The organism is Mycobacterium sp. 94-17, assembly GCF_035617725.1.
In the GTDB taxonomy this organism is placed as follows: domain Bacteria; phylum Actinomycetota; class Actinomycetes; order Mycobacteriales; family Mycobacteriaceae; genus Mycobacterium.
In genome coordinates, this window is record NZ_JAPIYN010000001.1 from 1 (window position 1) to 18,867 (window position 18,867).

The 18,867-nt window shown below is 66.9% G+C and carries 9 protein-coding genes; 3 read left to right on the plus strand and 6 right to left on the minus strand.

The features are described 5' to 3' along the window. From OQ789_RS00005 to OQ789_RS00015, 3 genes are all read right to left on the minus strand, one after another. On the minus strand, positions 1–4,517 hold a 4,517-nt coding region (locus OQ789_RS00005; RefSeq protein ID WP_324682545.1), incomplete at its 3' end, for a non-ribosomal peptide synthetase. Positions 4,518–4,535: 18 nt separating this feature from the next. Further along, entirely contained in the window at positions 4,536–10,805 is a 6,270-nt protein-coding gene (gene pks2 / locus OQ789_RS00010; RefSeq protein WP_324682546.1) for a sulfolipid-1 biosynthesis phthioceranic/hydroxyphthioceranic acid synthase, read from the minus strand. A 1,269-nt stretch (positions 10,806–12,074) separates the two neighbouring features. Then, a complete protein-coding gene (locus tag OQ789_RS00015; protein ID WP_324682547.1) occupies positions 12,075–12,836 on the minus strand; it encodes an Rv3717 family N-acetylmuramoyl-L-alanine amidase in 762 nt (253 codons plus the stop codon). Between the two features lie 98 nt (positions 12,837–12,934). Here OQ789_RS00015 and OQ789_RS00020 point away from each other — a divergent pair, with 98 nt between their 5' ends. After that, positions 12,935–13,300, plus strand: coding sequence for a YbaB/EbfC family nucleoid-associated protein (locus tag OQ789_RS00020; protein ID WP_324682548.1), 366 nt, complete (start codon positions 12,935–12,937; stop codon positions 13,298–13,300). 14 nt (positions 13,301–13,314) lie between these two features. Beyond that, positions 13,315–13,926 carry a recombination mediator RecR gene (gene recR, locus OQ789_RS00025; protein WP_324682549.1) on the plus strand — a complete coding sequence of 204 codons (612 nt, stop codon included), beginning with the start codon at positions 13,315–13,317 and terminating at the stop codon, positions 13,924–13,926. 16 nt (positions 13,927–13,942) lie between these two features. Here the strand turns inward: recR and OQ789_RS00030 are convergent, their stop codons facing one another. Both OQ789_RS00030 and OQ789_RS00035 read right to left on the minus strand, forming a co-directional pair. Beyond that, complete coding sequence (locus OQ789_RS00030; RefSeq protein WP_324683314.1) at positions 13,943–14,647, minus strand: glutamine amidotransferase; 705 nt, start codon at positions 14,645–14,647, stop codon at positions 13,943–13,945. 4 nt (positions 14,648–14,651) lie between these two features. After that, positions 14,652–15,884, minus strand: a complete 1,233-nt coding sequence (locus tag OQ789_RS00035; RefSeq protein ID WP_324682551.1) for a Mur ligase family protein — start codon at positions 15,882–15,884, stop codon at positions 14,652–14,654. Positions 15,885–15,959: 75 nt separating this feature from the next. On the opposite strand from OQ789_RS00035, the gene OQ789_RS00040 reads away from it, so the two are divergent. After that, positions 15,960–16,952, plus strand: a complete 993-nt coding sequence (locus OQ789_RS00040) for a DEDDh family exonuclease (protein WP_324682553.1) — start codon at positions 15,960–15,962, stop codon at positions 16,950–16,952. Here OQ789_RS00040 and leuA read toward each other — a convergent pair whose 3' ends face one another. Further along, entirely contained in the window at positions 16,953–18,812 is a 1,860-nt protein-coding gene (gene leuA, locus OQ789_RS00045) for a 2-isopropylmalate synthase (protein WP_324683316.1), read from the minus strand. Positions 18,813–18,867: the final 55 nt, after the last annotated feature.

Consider the following 18,867-nt stretch of genomic DNA (forward strand, 5'->3'; position numbering starts at 1 on the left):
ACCGCCCGGCTCAACACCGCCCGATTACCGAACTCATCCAACCGAGCGTGCTCGGCCTCTTGGAGCAGATCGATCGATGACACCCGTTGGGTGGGGTCGACGGCCATAGCCACCAACGCCTGCTGCCAGCGGCAGATCAGCGTGTGGATGGCTGCTGGATCAAAGACGTCGGTGCGAAACTCCGCCGTGCCGTGAATCCCGGCGGGCTCACCAGCGTCGGTCCAGCGCTCGGACAGCGAAAACGCCAAATCCATACGCGCGGTGCGTGTCTCTATCGGCAGTTGGGTGACTTCCAGATCACCCGATGCCAGTGCGGCGGCGGGATCAAAGTCCTGCCCGCCGAAGTTCTGCCACGCCAACACAACCTGAACCAGCGGGTGATGGGCCAGGGACCGGGCGGGGTTGAGCCGATCCACCAACACCTCGAACGGCACGTCTTGGTGTTCGTAGGCAGCCAGGCTGCGCTGGCGCACCTGCGCCAGCAGCTCGGCAACGGTCGGATCCCCGCTCAGATCAACACGCAGCACCAAGGTGTTGACGAAAAAACCGACCAGCTCATCGAGCGCCGGGTCACCACGCCCGGCGATCGGGAACCCCACCGCCACGTCGGAACTCGTGCTGAGCTTGGACAGCAACACCGCCAGGGCAGCCTGGACCACCATGAACCTCGTCGCATTGTGCTCAGCGGCGACCTGGCGCACCCGCGCCTGCAGCTGTGCGGACCACTCCACGGCCGCAGTGGCACCAAGCTGATCCGCCACCAATGGATAGGGGCGATCGGTGGGCAACTGCAGACGCTCGGGCATGTCGGCCAGGGTGTCTTCCCAATAGGCCAGTTGTGCGCCGATACGACTGCCCGGATCCTGCAGATCACCGAACTGTTCGCGCTGCCACAGCGTGTAGTCGACATATTGCGCCGCCAGCGGCGCCCAGGCGGGGGTCTGCCCGGTACGCCGGCTGGCGTACGCCGTCGCCAGGTCGCGGGTCAGCGGGGCCATCGACCAGCCATCCGTGGCGATATGGTGGATCGCGGCCACCAGCACGTGACCGTCCTCGGCAAGGCGGAAAAGCATTGCCCGCAATGGAATTTCCGTTGCCAGATCAAAGGTGTAACGCGCGGTTTCCTCAATGGCCTGATGCAGCCGGTCCGCGGGCCAGGCGGTGGCATCAATGACCTGCCAACCGAAATCAGCTTCGTCGGCTGGAGTGACCACCTGCTGCGGGAGGCCGTCAGGGGCGACAATCAGCGTGCGCAGGCTTTCGTGGCGGCCCACCACATCGGCTAGTGCCGCACCCAGCGCGTCGGCATTTAGTTGCCCGGTCAGGTGCAACGCCACCGCCATGTTGTAGACCGGGGACGGTCCCTGCAACTGGTCGACGAACCACAATCGGGATTGGGCGAACGACAGTGGAATCACGGCGGGCCGCTCCCCCACAACCAACGACTCCGGCCCACTCCCATCCCCGATTCGGGGAGCCAGCCGCGCGATCGTGGGCGCCTCGAACACGGTGCGCACCCCAAGGTGGGCGTCCAAACCGGTATTGATCGCGGCGATCAGGCGCATCGCCGAAATGCTGTCGCCGCCAAGGTCGAAGAAGGAGTCGTCGATGCCGACGCGGTCGATGCCGAGGACTTGGGCGTAGATGCCGGCCAGGATTTCTTCGAGGGCGGTGGCGGGGGCCCGATAATGGTCGGTGTCGCGATACTCGGGGGCGGGTAAGGCGCGCGTGTCGAGTTTGCCGTTGACCGTGAGTGGCAGTGTGTCGAGGACCACGATTGCCGCCGGAACCATGTAGGCGGGGAGACGCTCGGCCAGGGCGGTACGCAGCTGACCGGGGTCGGCGGCCCCGGTGATGTAGCCAACGAGGCGCTTGTCTCCGGGGCGGTCCTCGCGGGCGATAACGGCGGCTCGCTGCACGCCATCGAGCGCGGCGAGGGAGGTGCACACGTCGCCGAGTTCGATGCGGAAACCACGGATTTTGACTTGTTCATCGGCGCGCCCGAGATAGTGCAGCTGTCCGTCACGGCCCCACCGCACCAGATCGCCGGTGCGGTACATCCGCGTCCCGGCTGGCCCGAACGGACAGGCGACAAATCGCGACGCGCTCAATCCGGCCGACCGCCAATATCCAACGGCCACACCGCGGCCGGCGATGTACAACTCGCCGACTACCCCGACGGGCACCGGGCGCAACCACCCGTCGACGACGAACAACGCCGCACCCGACACGGGTGTGCCGATCGGCGGCGCACCCGATCCGGTTGTCAGCGGCGCGCTCCTGGACGCGCACACTGTGGTTTCGGTCGGGCCGTAGCCGTTGATCATGACCCGCCCCGGCGCCCACCGATCCACCATCTCGGCCGGGCAGGCCTCGCCGGCCACCAGTAGCGCCGCCGATCCCAAATCCTCGGGCGCCAGCGTCGCCAGCGCCGACGGCGTTTGGCTCAACACGCCGACCTGTTCTCCGACAAGCAAAGAATGGAAGTCCTCCGGTGATCCCGCCACCGACTCGGACACCACCACCAGCCGCCCCCCGAATAACAGCGCACTCCAGATCTCTTCAACGGAGGCGTCGAAGGCCAACGAATGCCACTGCGCCCAGACTTGTTCCGGCAGGCGCGAGTTCAGCGACTGCAGCAGCTGTGTCACGTTGTGATGAGTGACCGCGACACCCTTCGGGACACCGGTGGTGCCCGAGGTGTAGATGAGATAGGCGATGTCGTCGGGGGCCGGCACCTGTACTGGGGCGCTGGGCTGCGTGTCGATGCGGGGATCCTCGATATCGATGATCAGCCGATCACAACCGTCCAGCCGACCGGCCAGACCCGCGGTTGTGAGGACGGCGACCGGCGCCGCGTCGGCGACTATGAACTGGATCCGTGCCGGCGGCAGCGCCGGATCTAGCGGCACATAGGCCGCCCCCGTTTTGAGCACCGCCAGAATCGCGGCGATCGCCTCGGCAGAGCGCGACAACAGCACCAGCACGAGTTGTCCCGGTCCCACACCGTGGCCGTCCAACAGGTGTGCCAACCGATTAGCGGACTCATCAAGCTCCAGGTAGGTCGTGCACCGGCCGCCGCAGCAGATTGCCACCGCCTCCGGGGTGCGCGCCACCTGCGTGGCGAACAGCGCAGGAATCGACACCGGCGCGGGTGCGCGTCGGGCCAGGACAGCTCGGTTGCCCCAGTCGTCCAAGCGCGCGTGTTCATTGGCACCAAGGGCGTCGATCGACGAGAGTCGCCGCCCAGGATCGGCGGTCATCGCCACCAACACCCGCGTCAGTTGTCCCGCCAAATCGGCGACGTCAAAATTCCAAAATGGCTGGCCTGCGCCCTCTGTGCCGAACAGCATCTGGTCACCGAAACCGGAGAAGAACAACCCGAAGCCGACGAGGCCAGAATTCGTATATGACGCCGATGCCGTGATGCCACCGAAGTCCAGGGTGAACGCAGACGGAAGAAAGTTGACACTCATCCTTTGGGCGTGCTGCTGCGTGGAGCGGAAACGTGCATTCCGCTCCAGGGATTGAACCGGAAATCTCTGGTGTTGCAACGCTTCCCGTATCCGAGCATCGACATGCTGGCAGAAATCGGCGATTGTCGAGTCAGGTAGAACTTTCATCACCAGCGGAACGACGCCGGCGACCATCCCTGGAAATGTTTTGGACTGCAGACTGACTCGCCTGTTCACCGGGAAGTCGAGCACCACCTCGGCGCCCGCGCCAGACCAACCTCGCAGCAACAATGCGCACGCCGCAGTGATGACTGAGGACTGAGGCATGTTCCAGAGATCGGACAACTCTTGAACTCGACGAAGGACCGCAGGGTCCAGTCGAACCGGCGCAGCAGCTCGATCCGAACCACCCTGGCATGCAGCTTGGGGAACGCCGTGATCGGATCCGGATTCCGATGGCAGGTTCTCAGCCCAATAGGCGTGATCTTCTGAATAGTCGCTCGACGCTTCGTATTCCGACTCGCTGCGGATCAGGTTCTCGAGCGAGCCGAAGAAGGCGGGTGGCATGGGCGCGCCTGAGACGATCGCAGAGTAAATCGTTGCAATATGGTGGCCGACCAGGGCGATACCGGATGCGTCGATGACTATGTGGTGACAGCAGGTGAACCAGTAGAATTCATCGGGTCCCGTCTGAAATAACGCGAACTTGAACAGTGGACCAGTGAACGGCATGGGCATGCGTTGGATCGACGATGCTATGTCATGGGCTTCCTGCACCGCATTGACCGAGCCGGTCAGATCGTAGAACGCAAGCTTGACATCCGGATGATCGATCACCCGCTGGAAAACCCGGCCGTTTTGCTCAAAGAAAGCGGCCCTGACCGGTTCGGCCTCTAGCATGACTCGACGGATCGCCCACTCGAGAGGATTACGTTCTACCGGGCCTTCGATTCTCACAAAGAGGCCAAGCTGCCACTCCGTACCAACCCGACCCGTTTCCTGTGCAAGCCAAATGTCCAGCTGTCCTCGCGTCAGCGGAAGTGCCTGGACATCAAGCTCCATTCGAAACCGCCCTCGATGTCAAGCAGCTTCCGCGGGCGCCAGCTTTTCGCAAAGCAGCCCCGCCAAACCGCGGATGGTGATGGTGGTCATGTCGGTGGACGAGATGCGTATCCCCGTTTCAGTCTCGATGCGGGTGCGTAGTTCGAGGACGCCTAGTGAGTCGACGCCGTAACCGGAGAGCGGCCGGTCGGGGTCGACGCTGCGACGCAGGATCAAGCTGACCTGATCGGCTACCAGGCGACGCAGCCGGGTGGGCCACTCGTCTAGGGGCAGCTCTTCGAGCTCGGCGCGTAATTTGCTTGTACCCGTGGGAGATTGGGTGGTAGATCGGAACGCCTCAGCGAAGGGGCTGTGCTGGGCGAAGGCCGTCAGCCATGGCGCGCCCATGATCGGTGCATAGCCGGTATAGGCGCGGTCGTGGCGCAGCAGCGCGTCGAACGCGTAGGCGCCTTCGTCAGGACCGATCGAAAGGTCGGCGCCCGCTGCGAAGGCGGTGGCGCGCCCGACCTCGGCCCAGGCGCCCCATGCGATCGCGGTGGCGGGCAGGCCCTGCGCCCGGCGCCACCGGATGAAGGCATCCAGCCAGCTGTTGGCCGCGGCGTAGGCACCCTGGCCCGGCGACCCCACCAGCGCGGCCGCCGAGGAGAACAAGCAGAACCAGTCCAACGGCTGCTCGGCGGTGGCCATGTGCAAGTTCCACGCACCGTAAACCTTTGGTGCCCAGTCACGCTCGATGAGATCATCAGTGATATTGGTCAGGGTGGCGTCCTCGACTATTGCCGCGAGGTGCAGCGCGCCGCGCACTGCAAGCCCGGTGGAGGTAGCTGTGGCGACCAATCGCTGCGCCGTCGCAGCTTCGGCGATGTCACCACACTCCACCACGACGTCGGCACCGATCGTGCGGATTCTCTCGATGGTCTGCAGCGCCGCGGGAGTTGGCTGCGAGCGCGAGGACAGCACGATACGTCCGCAGCCGCCCGCTGCCATCTTCTCGGCCAAAAGCAGTCCTAGGCCACCCAGCCCGCCGGTGATGATGTATGCGCCGTCGCGGCGGAAGACCCGCGCCTGTGCGGGCGGGATTATCACGCGGCTGTGCCCTGTCCGCGGGATGTCGAGCACGAGTTTGCCGGTGTGCTGGGCGCCGCTCATCATTCGGATCGCGGTGGCCGCGTCGGCCAGCGGGTGGTGGGTGCATTCCGGCGGTGGCAGTACGCGGTCCGCGACGAGCAGGTACACCGTAGCCAGCAGGTGCCGAACGGTTTCCGGGTCGCTGACGGTCAGCAATGCCAAGTCCACGCTGTAGAACGCGAGGTTGCGCCGGAACGGGAAGAGTCGCAACCGGGTATCGCCGTAGATGTCGCGCTTGCCGATCTCGATGAATCGGCCTCCGACGGCCAGTAGCTCGACACCGGCGCGCTGGGCGGCGCCGGTAACCGAGTTGAGGACAATGTCAACGCCGTAGCCGTCGGTGTCGTGGCGGATCAGCTCGGCGAACTCGGTGCTGCGTGAGTCGTAAACGTGCTCGATGCCCATGTCACGCAGCAGTTCTCGACGCTGCTCGCTGCCGGCGGTGGCGAAGATCTCGGCGCCCGCGGCGCGTGCGATGGCGATTGCCGCCTGTCCCACACCCCCGGTCCCGGAATGGATCAATACCTTGTCGCCCGCCTTGATCCGGGCGAGATTCCGCAGGCCGTACCACGCGGTGATGTGCGGGGTGGGCATCGCTGCCGCCTGGGCGTCTGGCAATCCCGGTGGCAGTGCGACAGCCAGGTTGGCCGCACAGGTGACGTAGGTGGCCCAACAGCTCGTTGCAGATAGACCGCCGACACGGTCCCCGACTCGATGATCGGTGACGTCGCGACCCACCGCGGTCACCACGCCTGCGAAATCGGTGCCGGCCTGTTGCGGCCGCCCGTCGAAGCTGGGATAGCGACCGAACGCGACGAGCACATCGGCGAAGTTGATGGCAGATGCGGTTACTGCAACCTCGATTTGTCCCGGTCCGGGTGCAACTCGTTCGCGCGCAACCAATTCCATCGATTCCAGGTCGCCGGGCGTGCGGATGTTCAGGCTCATCCCGTCGCGCTCATGGTCCACTAGGGTGGTGCGTCGCTCCTCGGGGCGCAACGCGGTGGGGCACAGCCGCGCTGCGTACCACTGTCCATTTCGCCAGGCGGTCTCGTCCTCCTCCGAGCCGCCGAGCAATTGCCGCGCAAGCTGCTCGGTGTCGGTGTCGTCGCCCACGTCGATCTGGGTGGCCCGTAGGTGCGGTTGCTCGGTTCCGATGACCCGCATCAGACCCCGCAACCCCGCCTGCTCCAGATTCGGCCGGTCCCCGGCCAGCACCGTCTGGGCGTTGCGGGTCATGACATGGACACGGGGCGGCTCGCCGGGTAGTTCTGAGAATTCGCGGGCGATACGCACCAGGTGCCGCACATAGTCTCGGCCCGCCCGCGGGGACTGGTCCTCAGCGTCGCCGGATGGCGGTCCCGCGAGGATCACCACACCGCTGAGACCACCTGCGCGCAGCTGACCATCAAGCCGCTCGCCGATCGAGGGCTCCTCGACGTTGAGCGGCCAGTACATGCTGGTGCATTGCGCACCATGGCTTTTCAGCGCTTCGGTCAACGTGGCGGCCAGCACGTCGGCACCGCTGGTGGTGCTGATCAACAGCCAACGTCCGGCGTCGACGAGTCCAAGCTCGGGTAGTTCACGCTGCCGCCATTCGATGGTCAGCAGCCGCTCGCCCAATATCCGATCTTGGTGGGCGTTCGTCGAGACGCCGGCACCCAAGCGCAGGCCCTGAACGCTGAGCAGGACGGTCCCGTGCTCATCGAGCACCTCGAGGTCGGCCTCCACCCCGGACCGATCGGCTGTGATAACCCGCGTGTAGCAGTAGCGCGCGTTGCGGGCGGCGGCGTACGAGCGGAGTCGACGGATGCCCGACGGCAACCCCAGCGCATCGTCGTCGAGCGCCTGAACCTCCGGATGTGCCGCGACGGACTGAAAACAGGCGTCCAGCAGCGCCGGGTGCACGCCGTAAGCATCTTGCTGTGAGCGGATTTGGCGGGGGACCGCGACTTCGGCCAGCACGCTTGCCCGCTCACCGGTGTGCACCGCGACCAGACCGCTGAAAGCCGCGCCGTACTGAACACCCCGCCGGCCCATGAGCTCGCGGAATTCCGCGCCGTCCTGACCTCGTGGATGTGCGGCAAGTAGTGCGGACGTGTCGCGCGCTGGTGGCTGCGCATCGTTTGCGGCACGCAGGACCGCGCGGGCTTGGCGCACTTGCTCGCCGCCCTGACTGGTTTCCACGGTGAAGTCGACGACGCCCGGCGACGACAATGACGCCGAGGCGACGATCGCGGTCTGTTCATCGAGCAGCAGCGCCTGCTCGAAGCGGATGTCACGGACCTCACACGCCTCGCCCAACGCGGCACGCGCGGCCGCCAGCGCCATCTCGCAATATCCCGCGCCCGGAAGTACGGCCACGTTGCGGATCTGGTGATCGCCGAGCCAGGGCTGGGCGGCGGTGCCGATGTCGGCCTGCCACACGTGGCGTTCGGGTTCCTCCCGCAAGTGCACGTGCTGGCCCAGCAGTGGATGCACCGAAACGGTGCAACCACCATGTTGTGGGGAGTCGTGACCGTCGCGGTCCAACCACATGCGACGGTGGGTCCAGGTTGGCAGCGGTGCGTCCACCAGCCGCCCAGTCGGGCAGAGCGCCGAGAAATCGAGAGCGGCGCCCGCACTGTGCAGATCGGCCACGAAGCCCCGCAGCCCGTGCGGCAGTTCCTGTTCGCGGCGCATCGCGGCCAAAGCTGCCACCGGCATGTCGAGGTTGCCGGCGTTCTGCTCGACGGCGTGGGTGAGCAGCGGGTGTGGCGCCAGCTCGGCAAAGACCCGATAGCCGTCCTCCAGCGCGGCCCGCACCGCCGGAGCGAACCGCACCATGTTGCGCAGATTGTCCACCCAATACCCGGCATCGCATACCGGCTCCTCGTGGGGGTCGTACAGGGTCGCCGAATAGAAGGGGACGTCAGGCGTCATCGGATGCAGCTGTGAAAGAGCGTCGGTCAGCTCGTCGAGGATCGGATCGACTTGGGGCGAATGCGAGGCGACGTCAACGGCGATCTCGCGGGCCATCACATCACGCTGCTCCCAGGCCGCGACCAGCTCGCGAACCGTCCGGGTGGCGCCGCCGATCACCGTGGACTGCGGCGCGGCCACCACGGCCACCACGACATCGTTGACGCCGCGGGCCCTGAGCTCCGAAAGTACTTGCTGGGCAGTTAATTCCACTGATGCCATCGCACCGGCGCCGGCGATTTTCGACATCAGCCGCGAGCGTCGGCAGATGACACGCACCCCGTCGTCCAGCGACAGCGCCCCCGCGACGACAGCGGCCGCGATCTCGCCCAGGGAATGCCCGATCACCGCGCCCGGGCGCACCCCGTATGACTTCATCGTGGCGGCCAACGCGACCTGCATGGTGAACAGCGTCGGCTGGACCCGGTCGATCCCGGTCACTAGCTGCGGCGCGGTCATCGCCTCGGTCACCGAGAATCCAGACTCGCGGGCGATCAGCGGCTCAGCCGCCGCGACGGTGGACGCGAACACCGGTTCGGCCCCCAGCAGCTGCGCTCCCATCCGATCCCACTGCGAACCCTGCCCGGAGAATACCCATACCGGACCTCGGTCGTCTCGTCCGACGGCTGCCGCATACGGAGTATCGCCGTCAGCGACCTCGCCTAACGCCTCGGTGAGTTCAAGCCGGCTGCTCGCAACGACGGCGAGTCGAACCGGGCGATGCGCACGCCGGCGCGCCAGAGTGTAGGCCAGATCCGGCAACGCCACGTCGTCATGTGCTTGCACCCAGTCAGCCAGCCGGGCGGCGGTGTGGCGCAACTCGTCGGCAGAGGTGGACGACAGCGCAAACAGCAGTGGCGGCGGCGACGCTGAAGTGCTCCCGGGCGCGGAGAATTCCGTCTTCTCCTCCGGTGCTTCTTCGACGATGGCATGGACGTTGGTGCCCGACAGTCCATACGACGAAACCGCCGCCCGCCGGGGAGCGCGACCGTTGCTTGGCCACGGTGTCAGATGTTGTGGCACAAAGAGTTTGGTGTCGATACGGGCCATCTCATCGGGCAGGCGGGTGAAGTGCAGATTCTGCGGAACCATGCCGTGCTGGAGTGCCAGAATCGTCTTCATCAGCCCCAGTGCTCCCGATGCCGACTGGGCATGCCCGAAATTGGTCTTCAGCGTGGCTAGCGCGCAGGGTTCCTCGACGCCGTAAACCTTTGCGAGGCTCGCGTATTCGATCGGGTCGCCCACGGGAGTGCCGGGGCCGTGCGCCTCGACCATGCCGACGCTGCCGGCGTCGATCCCCGCGGCGTCTAACGCCGCTCGGTACACCGCGGTCTGCGCCGTCACCGAGGGCGTCGCGATGTTCACGGTATGGCCGTCTTGGTTGGCGGACGTGCCGCGAATCACGGCCAGAACCCGATCACCGTCGCGCAGCGCGGCGGGCAAACGTTTGAGTAACACCACGACGCAGCCTTCGGAGGACACGAACCCGTCCGCCGCGACGTCGAACGCGTGGCATCGCCCGGTGGCAGAGAGCATGCCCTCCGCCGACCCCGCGACAAACTTCCGCGGGTCGAGCATCACGGAGGCGCCACCCGCCAGGGCAAGGTCGCTTTCACCATCTATGAGGCTGCGACACGCCAAGTGCACTGCGGTCAGACCAGACGAACACGCGGTGTCCACCGTCACCGCGGGACCGTGGACGCCCAGGGTATACGCGATCCGCCCGGACGCCAGGCTGAAGCTGTTGCCGGTGAAGCCGTACGGCCCCTCGACGGCGTGCGCGTCGGCGGCAAGCAGTTGATAGTCGCCGTGCGTCAAGCCGACGAACACCCCGGTTAGCGAGTCGGTCATGGTCTCCCGGGTCAGACCCGCATGCTCCATGGCCTCCCACGAGGTTTCCAGCAGTAGCCGGTGCTGCGGGTCGATCGCGATGGCCTCACGCTCGTTGATGCCAAAGAATTCGGCATCGAAGCCTGTGACGTCATCGAGGAAGGCGCCCCATTTGGACACCGACCGCCCCGGTACCCCCGGCTGGGGGTCGTAGTACTCGTCGGCGTCCCACCGGTCGGGTGGAACCTCGGTGACCAGGTTGTCGCCGCGCACCAGGGTCTCCCACAAGCGCTCGGGAGAATCGATGCCACCGGGAAGTCGACAGGCCATGCCAATGACAGCAATGGAGGTGTGCCCGGCTTTTTCCACGGCTGCTCACCGCCTTCTCATCCGGTACTGGAGTACGGGTTTTTGAATTCGATTCGCTGGTTGGAACCGTCTGGCGGAGCAAACACCCCTGCGGGGAACGTCGCGAGAGCCGAAATTTCGGGTGTTGGATGTCGTGATGACGCCGAATCGAATTGGCCGATCGCGGAACGGATAGCGGCGATCCAACGACGGACGAACCCGTACATCTAATATGTCGCCGGTTGCGTGGCGGCGGTATAAGAACCGGCGGAATTCATCACGCCAGGTACGCGGAAGTGCGAATTTGAGCAGCGGGGGAGCGAATGGGATCGGCACGGTTTGGATCGATGATGCTGGTTCGGGCGCTTCCCGAACGGAATGCCGCCGGACCATCAGGCCGCATGAAGCCAGCTCGACGGTCCGGTAATCAATCGTCTTTCGGGAACGCTGTCCGTCCATCTCGAATCGATAAAGCGTGTGTGGTTCGGCCATGGGCAGAGATTTGCTGAATGCCGGACGAAGCAAACCAAGGTGGACTATTACCTCGGTTCTTGTGAATAGGCCATGCTGCCACTGCATACCGGTCAGACCTGTTTTCTGTGCAAACCTCATATCCGATTTTTGTTGTGCCAGGGGAAGCGCCCGATCGTCAGCTTTCGGCCGACTGTCTCCGCTTAAAAGGCTCGTGTGCCAGACGCCCAGACCGGCACCCACATATCAGCCCAATTTGGTCCGATTTAGTCAAAAAACGCGGTGTCAGCCGGTTCTCCGGGAAGCCGCGACCGGTGGGCCGCAACGTCGGAGGAGATGGGTCGCAGGCCATGTCGCCTATGGGTGTGGACCGGGACAACGAGCCTGCCGTTGCTCTTGTCGGCGAATGAATGCTCATCGGTTGCTCCATACGCACTGGTCGACATAAGTGCAACAAACCTTAGTTGACGCCAGCGGTGTCGCTCTGGGGTTTGGGCAAACTTCTTGATGTTAGCTATGGGTGAGCGCCAAATTTTCGTTTCGGCGGCACTCGCCCGCTCGGCAGCCCGGCCATCTCGCTGCGCTTGACGCTACGGGCGAATGGTGGAGCGGGAATCAGGTGTTTCCCTATGCTTTGGCGCGTACCGGGTACCGCCGGCGCTGAAGGCGCAGCACAACCTTGCGGAAGCGCGGGTCATACATCGCGCCGACGAACGACCTCAGCGTTTCCCGGCGCGGGGCAAACGTTGACATGGTGCACGTCCGATCTGGCCGCGCGCATGCGATCCGCTCGCAGGGGAGAGCGGAACAACTACCCGCTCAGCGCGCCTGACCCTGCGAGGCGAGGAAGCCCGCGACCCCGCGGACCAGTGCGTCGGCGTATTTCTGCCGGCCCTCGGCCGACTCCATCAGCGCGGAGTCCGCGGGGTTCTTCATGTTGCCGCATTCGACCAGGATCGACGGGTACTGGGCCAGGTTGAGGCCGGTCAGGTCCGAACGACCGTAAAGGCCGTTCTGGCCGATGTAGTTGGCCGGCGGGATCCCTGACGCCTGCATCTGGTCCCGCATGATCCGCGCGTACTGCACCGACGGACCCGCCTGCACCTGGTTGAGCGGCGGGGCCGAGTAGTTGACGTGGAATCCCCGGCCCGACGGCGGGCCGCCGTCGGCGTGGATGGACAGGACCGCGTTCGGGCGCAGCGCGTTTGCGGCGTTGGCGCGTTCGTCGACGCACGGCCCCAGGCCGGTGTCGTTGCCGCGGGACAGCGCGGTCCGCACCCCCAGGGCGCTGAGCTCGGCGCGCACGCGCAGCGCGGTGTCCCAGGTGAAGGTGTGTTCCATATAGCCGGTGTTGGTCGCTGTCCCGCTGGTCTGACAGTCCTTGGTGCCGCCACGGCCGGTGGTCACCTGGCGGTTGATGGAGGCGTCGTTGGAGCCGTTGTGGCCCGGATCGATGAAAACCACCATGCCGGCGATGTTGGAAGGGGCGGCCACGGCATTCGGGATGATGATGGCCGACGCAGCAACAATCATGCAGATGATCGTCCTGAAGCCGACACGCCTGCTCAGTCGTAGGTCCACGGCGCAAAGCTAACGCCGCGCGGTCTACGCTTGAGGTTTCGAATCGCCGGAGACTCACGAGCGAAACCAAGTCGAGACCAAGGTGCGAAGGGATCGTCATGCAACCCGGAGGCGACATGTCGGCGCTGCTGGCCCAGGCGCAGCAGATGCAGCAGAGGCTCATGGAAGCTCAGCAACAACTGGCGAACGCTGAGGTGCATGGTCGGGCCGGTGGCGGGTTGGTCGAGGTCGTCGTCAAGGGCAGCGGCGAGGTGGTCGCGGTGAAGATCGACCCGTCCGTCGTCGACCCTTCGGACGTCGAGACCCTGCAGGACCTGATCGTCGGCGCCATGGTCGACGCTTCCAAGCAGGTCACCCGCATGGCCCAGGAACGGCTGGGGTCGCTGGCCGGCGGCTTCGGCGCGCCGCCGGGGCAACCGCCCGCGCCGCCGGGGCAGCCGCCCGCGCCGGCTCCGGGGCTTTAGACTCCGCGACCGACATGTTCGAAGGACCCGTCCAGGATCTGATCGACGAGCTCGGCAAGCTGCCGGGCATCGGACCCAAGAGCGCCCAGCGCATCGCCTTCCACCTGCTGTCGGTGGAACCGCCGGATATCGACCGGCTGACAGCGGTGCTGGCGACGGTCCGCGACGGGGTGCGCTTCTGTGCGGTCTGCGGCAACGTGTCCGACAACGAGCGCTGCCGGATCTGCTCGGATCCCCGTCGCGACGGCTCGCAGGTGTGTGTGGTCGAGGAGCCCAAGGACATCCAGGCCGTCGAGCGCACCCGCGAATTCCGCGGTCGCTATCACGTGCTGGGCGGCGCGCTGGATCCGCTGTCCGGGATCGGTCCCGAGCAGCTGCGGATTCGTGAGCTGCTGAGCCGGATCGGGGAGCGAGTCGACGACGTCGACATCACCGAGGTGATCATCGCCACCGACCCGAACACCGAGGGCGAGGCGACGGCCACCTACCTGGTGCGGATGCTGCGCGACATCCCCGGCCTGACCGTGACCCGGATCGCGTCGGGGCTGCCGATGGGTGGCGACCTGGAGTTCGCCGACGAACTGACGCTCGGTCGCGCGCTGGCCGGCCGCCGGGCCATGGTCTGAGGCGCGGCGGCCTGCCCTAACGCGCCGCCAGCCGTTCGCGGCGCAGCAAGTCCACTTCCGGCATCGGCAGCGGCGCTAGCTCGCCGACCACCGCGCCCAGCAGCAGGTCGGCCAGTTGCGGGTTGCGGGCCAGGCACGGCCCGTGCATGTAGGTCGCGATCACGCTGCCCTGCACCGCGCCGTCGACGCCGTCTCCGGAGGGGTCGCGCCGGTTGCCCGCGCCCTTGACCACCGCGCCCAGCGGCGACGCCGCCGGCCCCAGCACGGTGCCGCCGCGGTGGTTCTCGAAACCGGTGAGCCGGTCGGTCAAGCCCGCCGGCAGGGGCTTGGTCACCAGCTCGCCGATGGTGCGCGCCTCCTGCGGCGACGTCGTCGCATCCAGCATGCCCACGCCGTCGACGCGTTCCCCGGCCGACGTCTCATACCAGTGCCCCAGCACCTGAACGGCCGCGCAGATCGCCAGCACCGGCGCGCCCCGCTCCGCGGCGCGCTGCAGGCCCGGGTGTTTGATCAGGTGCCGGGTGGCCAGGCGCTGCGCGTAGTCCTCGGCCCCGCCCAGCGTGTAGAGGTCCAACGACTCGGGCACCGGGTCGGCCAGCGTGATCTCGACGATCTCGGCGGGGATGCCGCGCAGCCGGAGTCGCTGCCGCAGCACCAGGGCATTGCCGCCGTCGCCGTAGGTTCCCATCACGTCGGGCAGCACCAACCCGATCCGCACCACCGAGTCAGCCATGGTGGCGCGCCAATCGCCGATTCAACTGCAGGAACGCGGTGTAGTTGGCGACGACCTCCACCCGCCCGGGCGGGCATGACTCGATCGCCGCGACGGTGTCGTGCACCAGGGTGTGCTCGACGCCCGCGTACCCGAGCCGCACCGCCAGGTCCGTGCCGCGTTCGCCGGCAGCGACCACCCGGGTCTGCTCGAAATGCTCGAACCGCACGTCCCACAGCCACGACAGGTCTTCCCCGTCGGGCACCTGCCCGTTGACGGAGATGACCACCCCGGCGGCCTGCTTGTCGACCATCGACAGCGCCTCCTGCCAGCCGGCCGGATTCTTGGCCAGCAGCATGCGCACCTCGTGCGCGCCGACGCGGACGGTCCGGTAGCGCCCCGCGACCTCGTCGACCGCCGAGACGGCCGCCACCGCCGCCGCCGGATCCGCACCCAACGCGACCGCGGCGGCGACGGCCTGGGCGGCGTTGCCGCGGTTGACCGCGCCGGGCAGCGCCAGCCGCATCGGCAGTGTCAGCCCGTCGGGCCCGTAGAGGGTGTCGTCGTCGAACCACCATTGCGGGCTGGGCCGTTTGAAGTCCGCACCCGTGGAATACCAGTGGCCGCGGTCGCGGACGATGACCTCGCCGCTGCGCGGGCAGCTGACCGAGTCGTTCGACCACGAACCGCCGGCGGCCACCCACACCACATTGAGGCTGTCGTAGGCCGCCGAGGTCATCAGCACGTCGTCGCAGTTGGCCACGACGACCGCGCCGGGGTGCCGGGCCAGGCCCGCGCGCAGGGTCCGCTCGATGACGTTGATCTCGCCGACCCGGTCCAGCTGGTCGCGCGACAGGTTCAGCAGCACGACGACGCTGGGCTCGACGGCGTCGGAAACGTGCGGGACGTGCATTTCGTCGACTTCGAGGGCCGACAGCGGCGCATCGCGCTTGCCGGCCAGCGCCGCGACCAGGCCGGCGTCCATGTTGGCGCCCTCGGCGTTGGTGGCCACCGCGCCCAGCGTCGCCAGCGCGGCCGCCGTCATCCTCGTGGTGGTGGACTTGCCGTTGGTGCCGGTGACGATGACGGTGCGCCGGCCGGCGCCGAGTTGCCGGAGAACCGAGGGGTCCAGCGTCATCGCGATCAGGCCGCCGATCATCGCCCCGGCCCCGCGTCCGGTCACCCGCGACGCCCAGCGCGCGCTCGCTCCCGCGGCGAGGGCCAGACGTGCACGGGTGGTAACCATCCGGGAAGTTTAAATGTGCGCCGACACGGCGCGCAGCGAGCGGGCGATGTCGGTCCGCCGTGCCATCCTCGGGTCATGAGCGGGGTGTGCTGGGGCCGGCCTGCCAGTGAGCCGGACGCGGGCTGGGCCGTCGTCGACGTCGAGACCTCGGGCTTCAGGCCGGGTCAGGCGCGGATCATCAGCGTTGCGGCGCTAGGTCTGGACGCCGGCGGCAACGTCGAACACTCGATGGTGAGCCTGCTCAACCCGGGTGTGGACCCGGGTCCCACCCACGTGCACGGCCTGACACCCGCGATGCTCGAAGACCAGCCCCAGTTCGCCGATATCGTCGGCGACGTGGCCGAGGTGCTGCGCGGCCGCACCTTGGTGGCCCACAACGTCGCGTTCGACTACGCGTTTCTTGCCGCGGAGGCCGAACTGGCCGAGACCGAACTACCCGTCGACAGCGTCATGTGCACCGTCGAGCTGGCCCGGCGGCTGGACCTCGGCATCGACAATCTGCGGTTGGAGACGCTCGCCGCGCACTGGGGGGTCACCCAGGAGCGGCCGCACGATGCCTTCGACGACGCGATGGTGCTGACCGGCGTGCTGGCTTCGGCGCTCGAGCTGGCCCGCGAACGCGACATCTGGTTGCCGATACATCCGGTGACGCGGCGCCGCTGGCCGAACGGCCGGATCACCCATGACGAACTGCGACCGCTGAAGGTGCTGGCGTCCCGGATGCCCTGCCCCTACCTCAACCCCGGCCCCTACGTGGGCGGCCGACCGCTCGTACAGGGCATGCGGGTGGCCCTGGCGGCCGAAGTCGGCCGCACCCACGAGGAACTCGTGGAGCGGATCTTGCACGCCGGCCTGGCCTACACCGACGTCGTCGACCGCGACACCTCGCTGGTGGTGTGCAACGATCCCGCGGCCGAGCAGGGCAAGGGCTATCACGCCCGGCAACTGGGGGTGCCGGTGATCTCCGACGCGCAGTTCATGGACTCCGTCGGCGCGGTCATCGGCGGAACCAGCATGGACGAATTCACCGACGCCGGCATGCTGGACCAGCAGCTGGCGCTGTTCTGATCAGCCGCGCGCGGCCCGGTTGATCGCCGAGACGACGGCGCGCAGCGACGCCGTGGTGATGGACGGCGCGATGCCCACACCCCACACCGTCTTTCCCGCTACCGGGTCTGATGGGTGCCGACCCGCTTCGCCCGGCTGCACCGCGCTCGCGATCGACACCGACGCCTCGACATACGCGGCGGCCTGTGCGTCCTCGCCGCCGCTCATCGCGTGCTCGGAGTAGTCCAGCACGGCCACGTCGAATCCGACTTTGCCCAGCGCGTCGACGAACGCGGCCAGCGGCCCGTTGCCCTCCCCGCTGATCTCGGTCTCCACCCCGTTGATCTTGACTGTGGCGGTGATGCGGGTAACGCCGTTGTCTTCTTCGGATGCGTCGACACGCTGCTTCACCCGCTCCAGCGGCAGCACGGGGGCCAGGTACTCGTCGGCGAAGGCGTCCCACATCTCCTTCGGGCTGACCTCGCCGCCCTCCCCCTCACTGATCTTCTGCACCGCCTGGGAGAACTCGATCTGCAGCCGCCGCGGCAGGGCCAGGCCGTGGTCGGCCTTCATGATGTAGGCCACCCCGCCCTTGCCGGACTGAGAGTTGACCCGGATCACCGCCTCGTACGTGCGGCCGACGTCCTTGGGGTCGATCGGCAGATACGGCACCTGCCAGAGCATGTCCTCGACGTCGGAGTCCGCGGCGTCCGCGTCGACCTTCATCTGGTCCAGGCCCTTGTTGATGGCGTCCTGGTGGCTGCCGGAGAACGCGGTGTACACCAGGTCGCCGCCGTAGGGATGGCGTTCGTGCACCGGCAGCTGGTTGCAGTACTCGACCGTGCGCCGGATCTCGTCGATGTTGGAGAAGTCGATCTGCGGGTCCACACCGCGGGAGAACAGGTTCAGCCCCAGCGTCACGAGGCAGACGTTGCCGGTGCGCTCGCCGTTGCCGAACAGGCAGCCCTCGATGCGGTCGGCGCCGGCCTGATAGCCCAATTCCGCTGCGGCGACGGCGGTTCCGCGGTCGTTGTGCGGATGCAGGCTCAAGATGACCGAGTCGCGACGGGCCAGGTTGCGGCTCATCCATTCGATCGAGTCGGCGTACACGTTGGGCGTGGCCATCTCCACGGTGGCCGGCAGGTTGAAGATGATCGGCGAGTCGGGCGATGGCTTGATCACATTGCCGACCGCGTCGCACACGTCACGCGCGTACTCCAGCTCGGTGCCGGTGTAGGACTCGGGGGAGTACTCGAACCGCCACCGGGTGCCCGGGTATTTGGCGGCCTCCTCGACGCACTTGCGCGCGCCGTCGGTGGCGATCGCCTGCACCGCGGCCCGGTCGGCCCGAAACACCACGCGGCGCTGCAGGATTGACGTCGAGTTGTAGAAGTGCACGATGGCCTGCGGTGCACCGTCGCACGCCTCGAAGGTGCGCTCGATCAGTTCGGGCCGGCACTGGGTCAGCACCTGGATGGTGACGTCGTCGGGAATCGCTCCCTCGGTGATGATCTCGCGGACGAAGTCGAAGTCGGTCTGGCTGGCCGACGGGAAGCCCACTTCGATTTCCTTGTAGCCCATGCGAACCAGCAGATCGAACATGCGGCGCTTACGCGCCGGGCTCATCGGGTCGATCAGTGCCTGGTTGCCGTCGCGCAGGTCCACCGCGCACCACAGCGGTGCCGTGTCGATGACGCGGTCGGGCCAACTGCGGTCGGACAGCCGGATGGGCTCGACCTCGTCGGCGAAGGGGCGGTAGCGGTTGACCGGCATCGACGAGCCCCGCTGCGGGTTCCATGCGGGCTGCCCGGGCGCCTTGGGGCCTGCCGGCTGGACGATGGTTCGGGTCGAGCTGAATGCGTCGGGATGAGAAGTCACGATATTGCTCCGGGGTTTCAGAAGGGAACTTCAGACCGGCGCATCGCGAACACCCGCG

Bases quoted from the DNA above. Each gene is read 5' to 3' on its own strand.
- OQ789_RS00040 (WP_324682553.1), top strand. From the start codon at position 15,960: ATGAGCGGGGTGTGCTGGGGCCGGCCTGCCAGTGAGCCGGACGCGGGC.
- OQ789_RS00035 (WP_324682551.1), bottom strand. From the start codon at position 15,884: ATGGTTACCACCCGTGCACGTCTGGCCCTCGCCGCGGGAGCGAGCGCG.
- recR (WP_324682549.1), top strand. From the start codon at position 13,315: ATGTTCGAAGGACCCGTCCAGGATCTGATCGACGAGCTCGGCAAGCTG.
- OQ789_RS00020 (WP_324682548.1), top strand. From the start codon at position 12,935: ATGCAACCCGGAGGCGACATGTCGGCGCTGCTGGCCCAGGCGCAGCAG.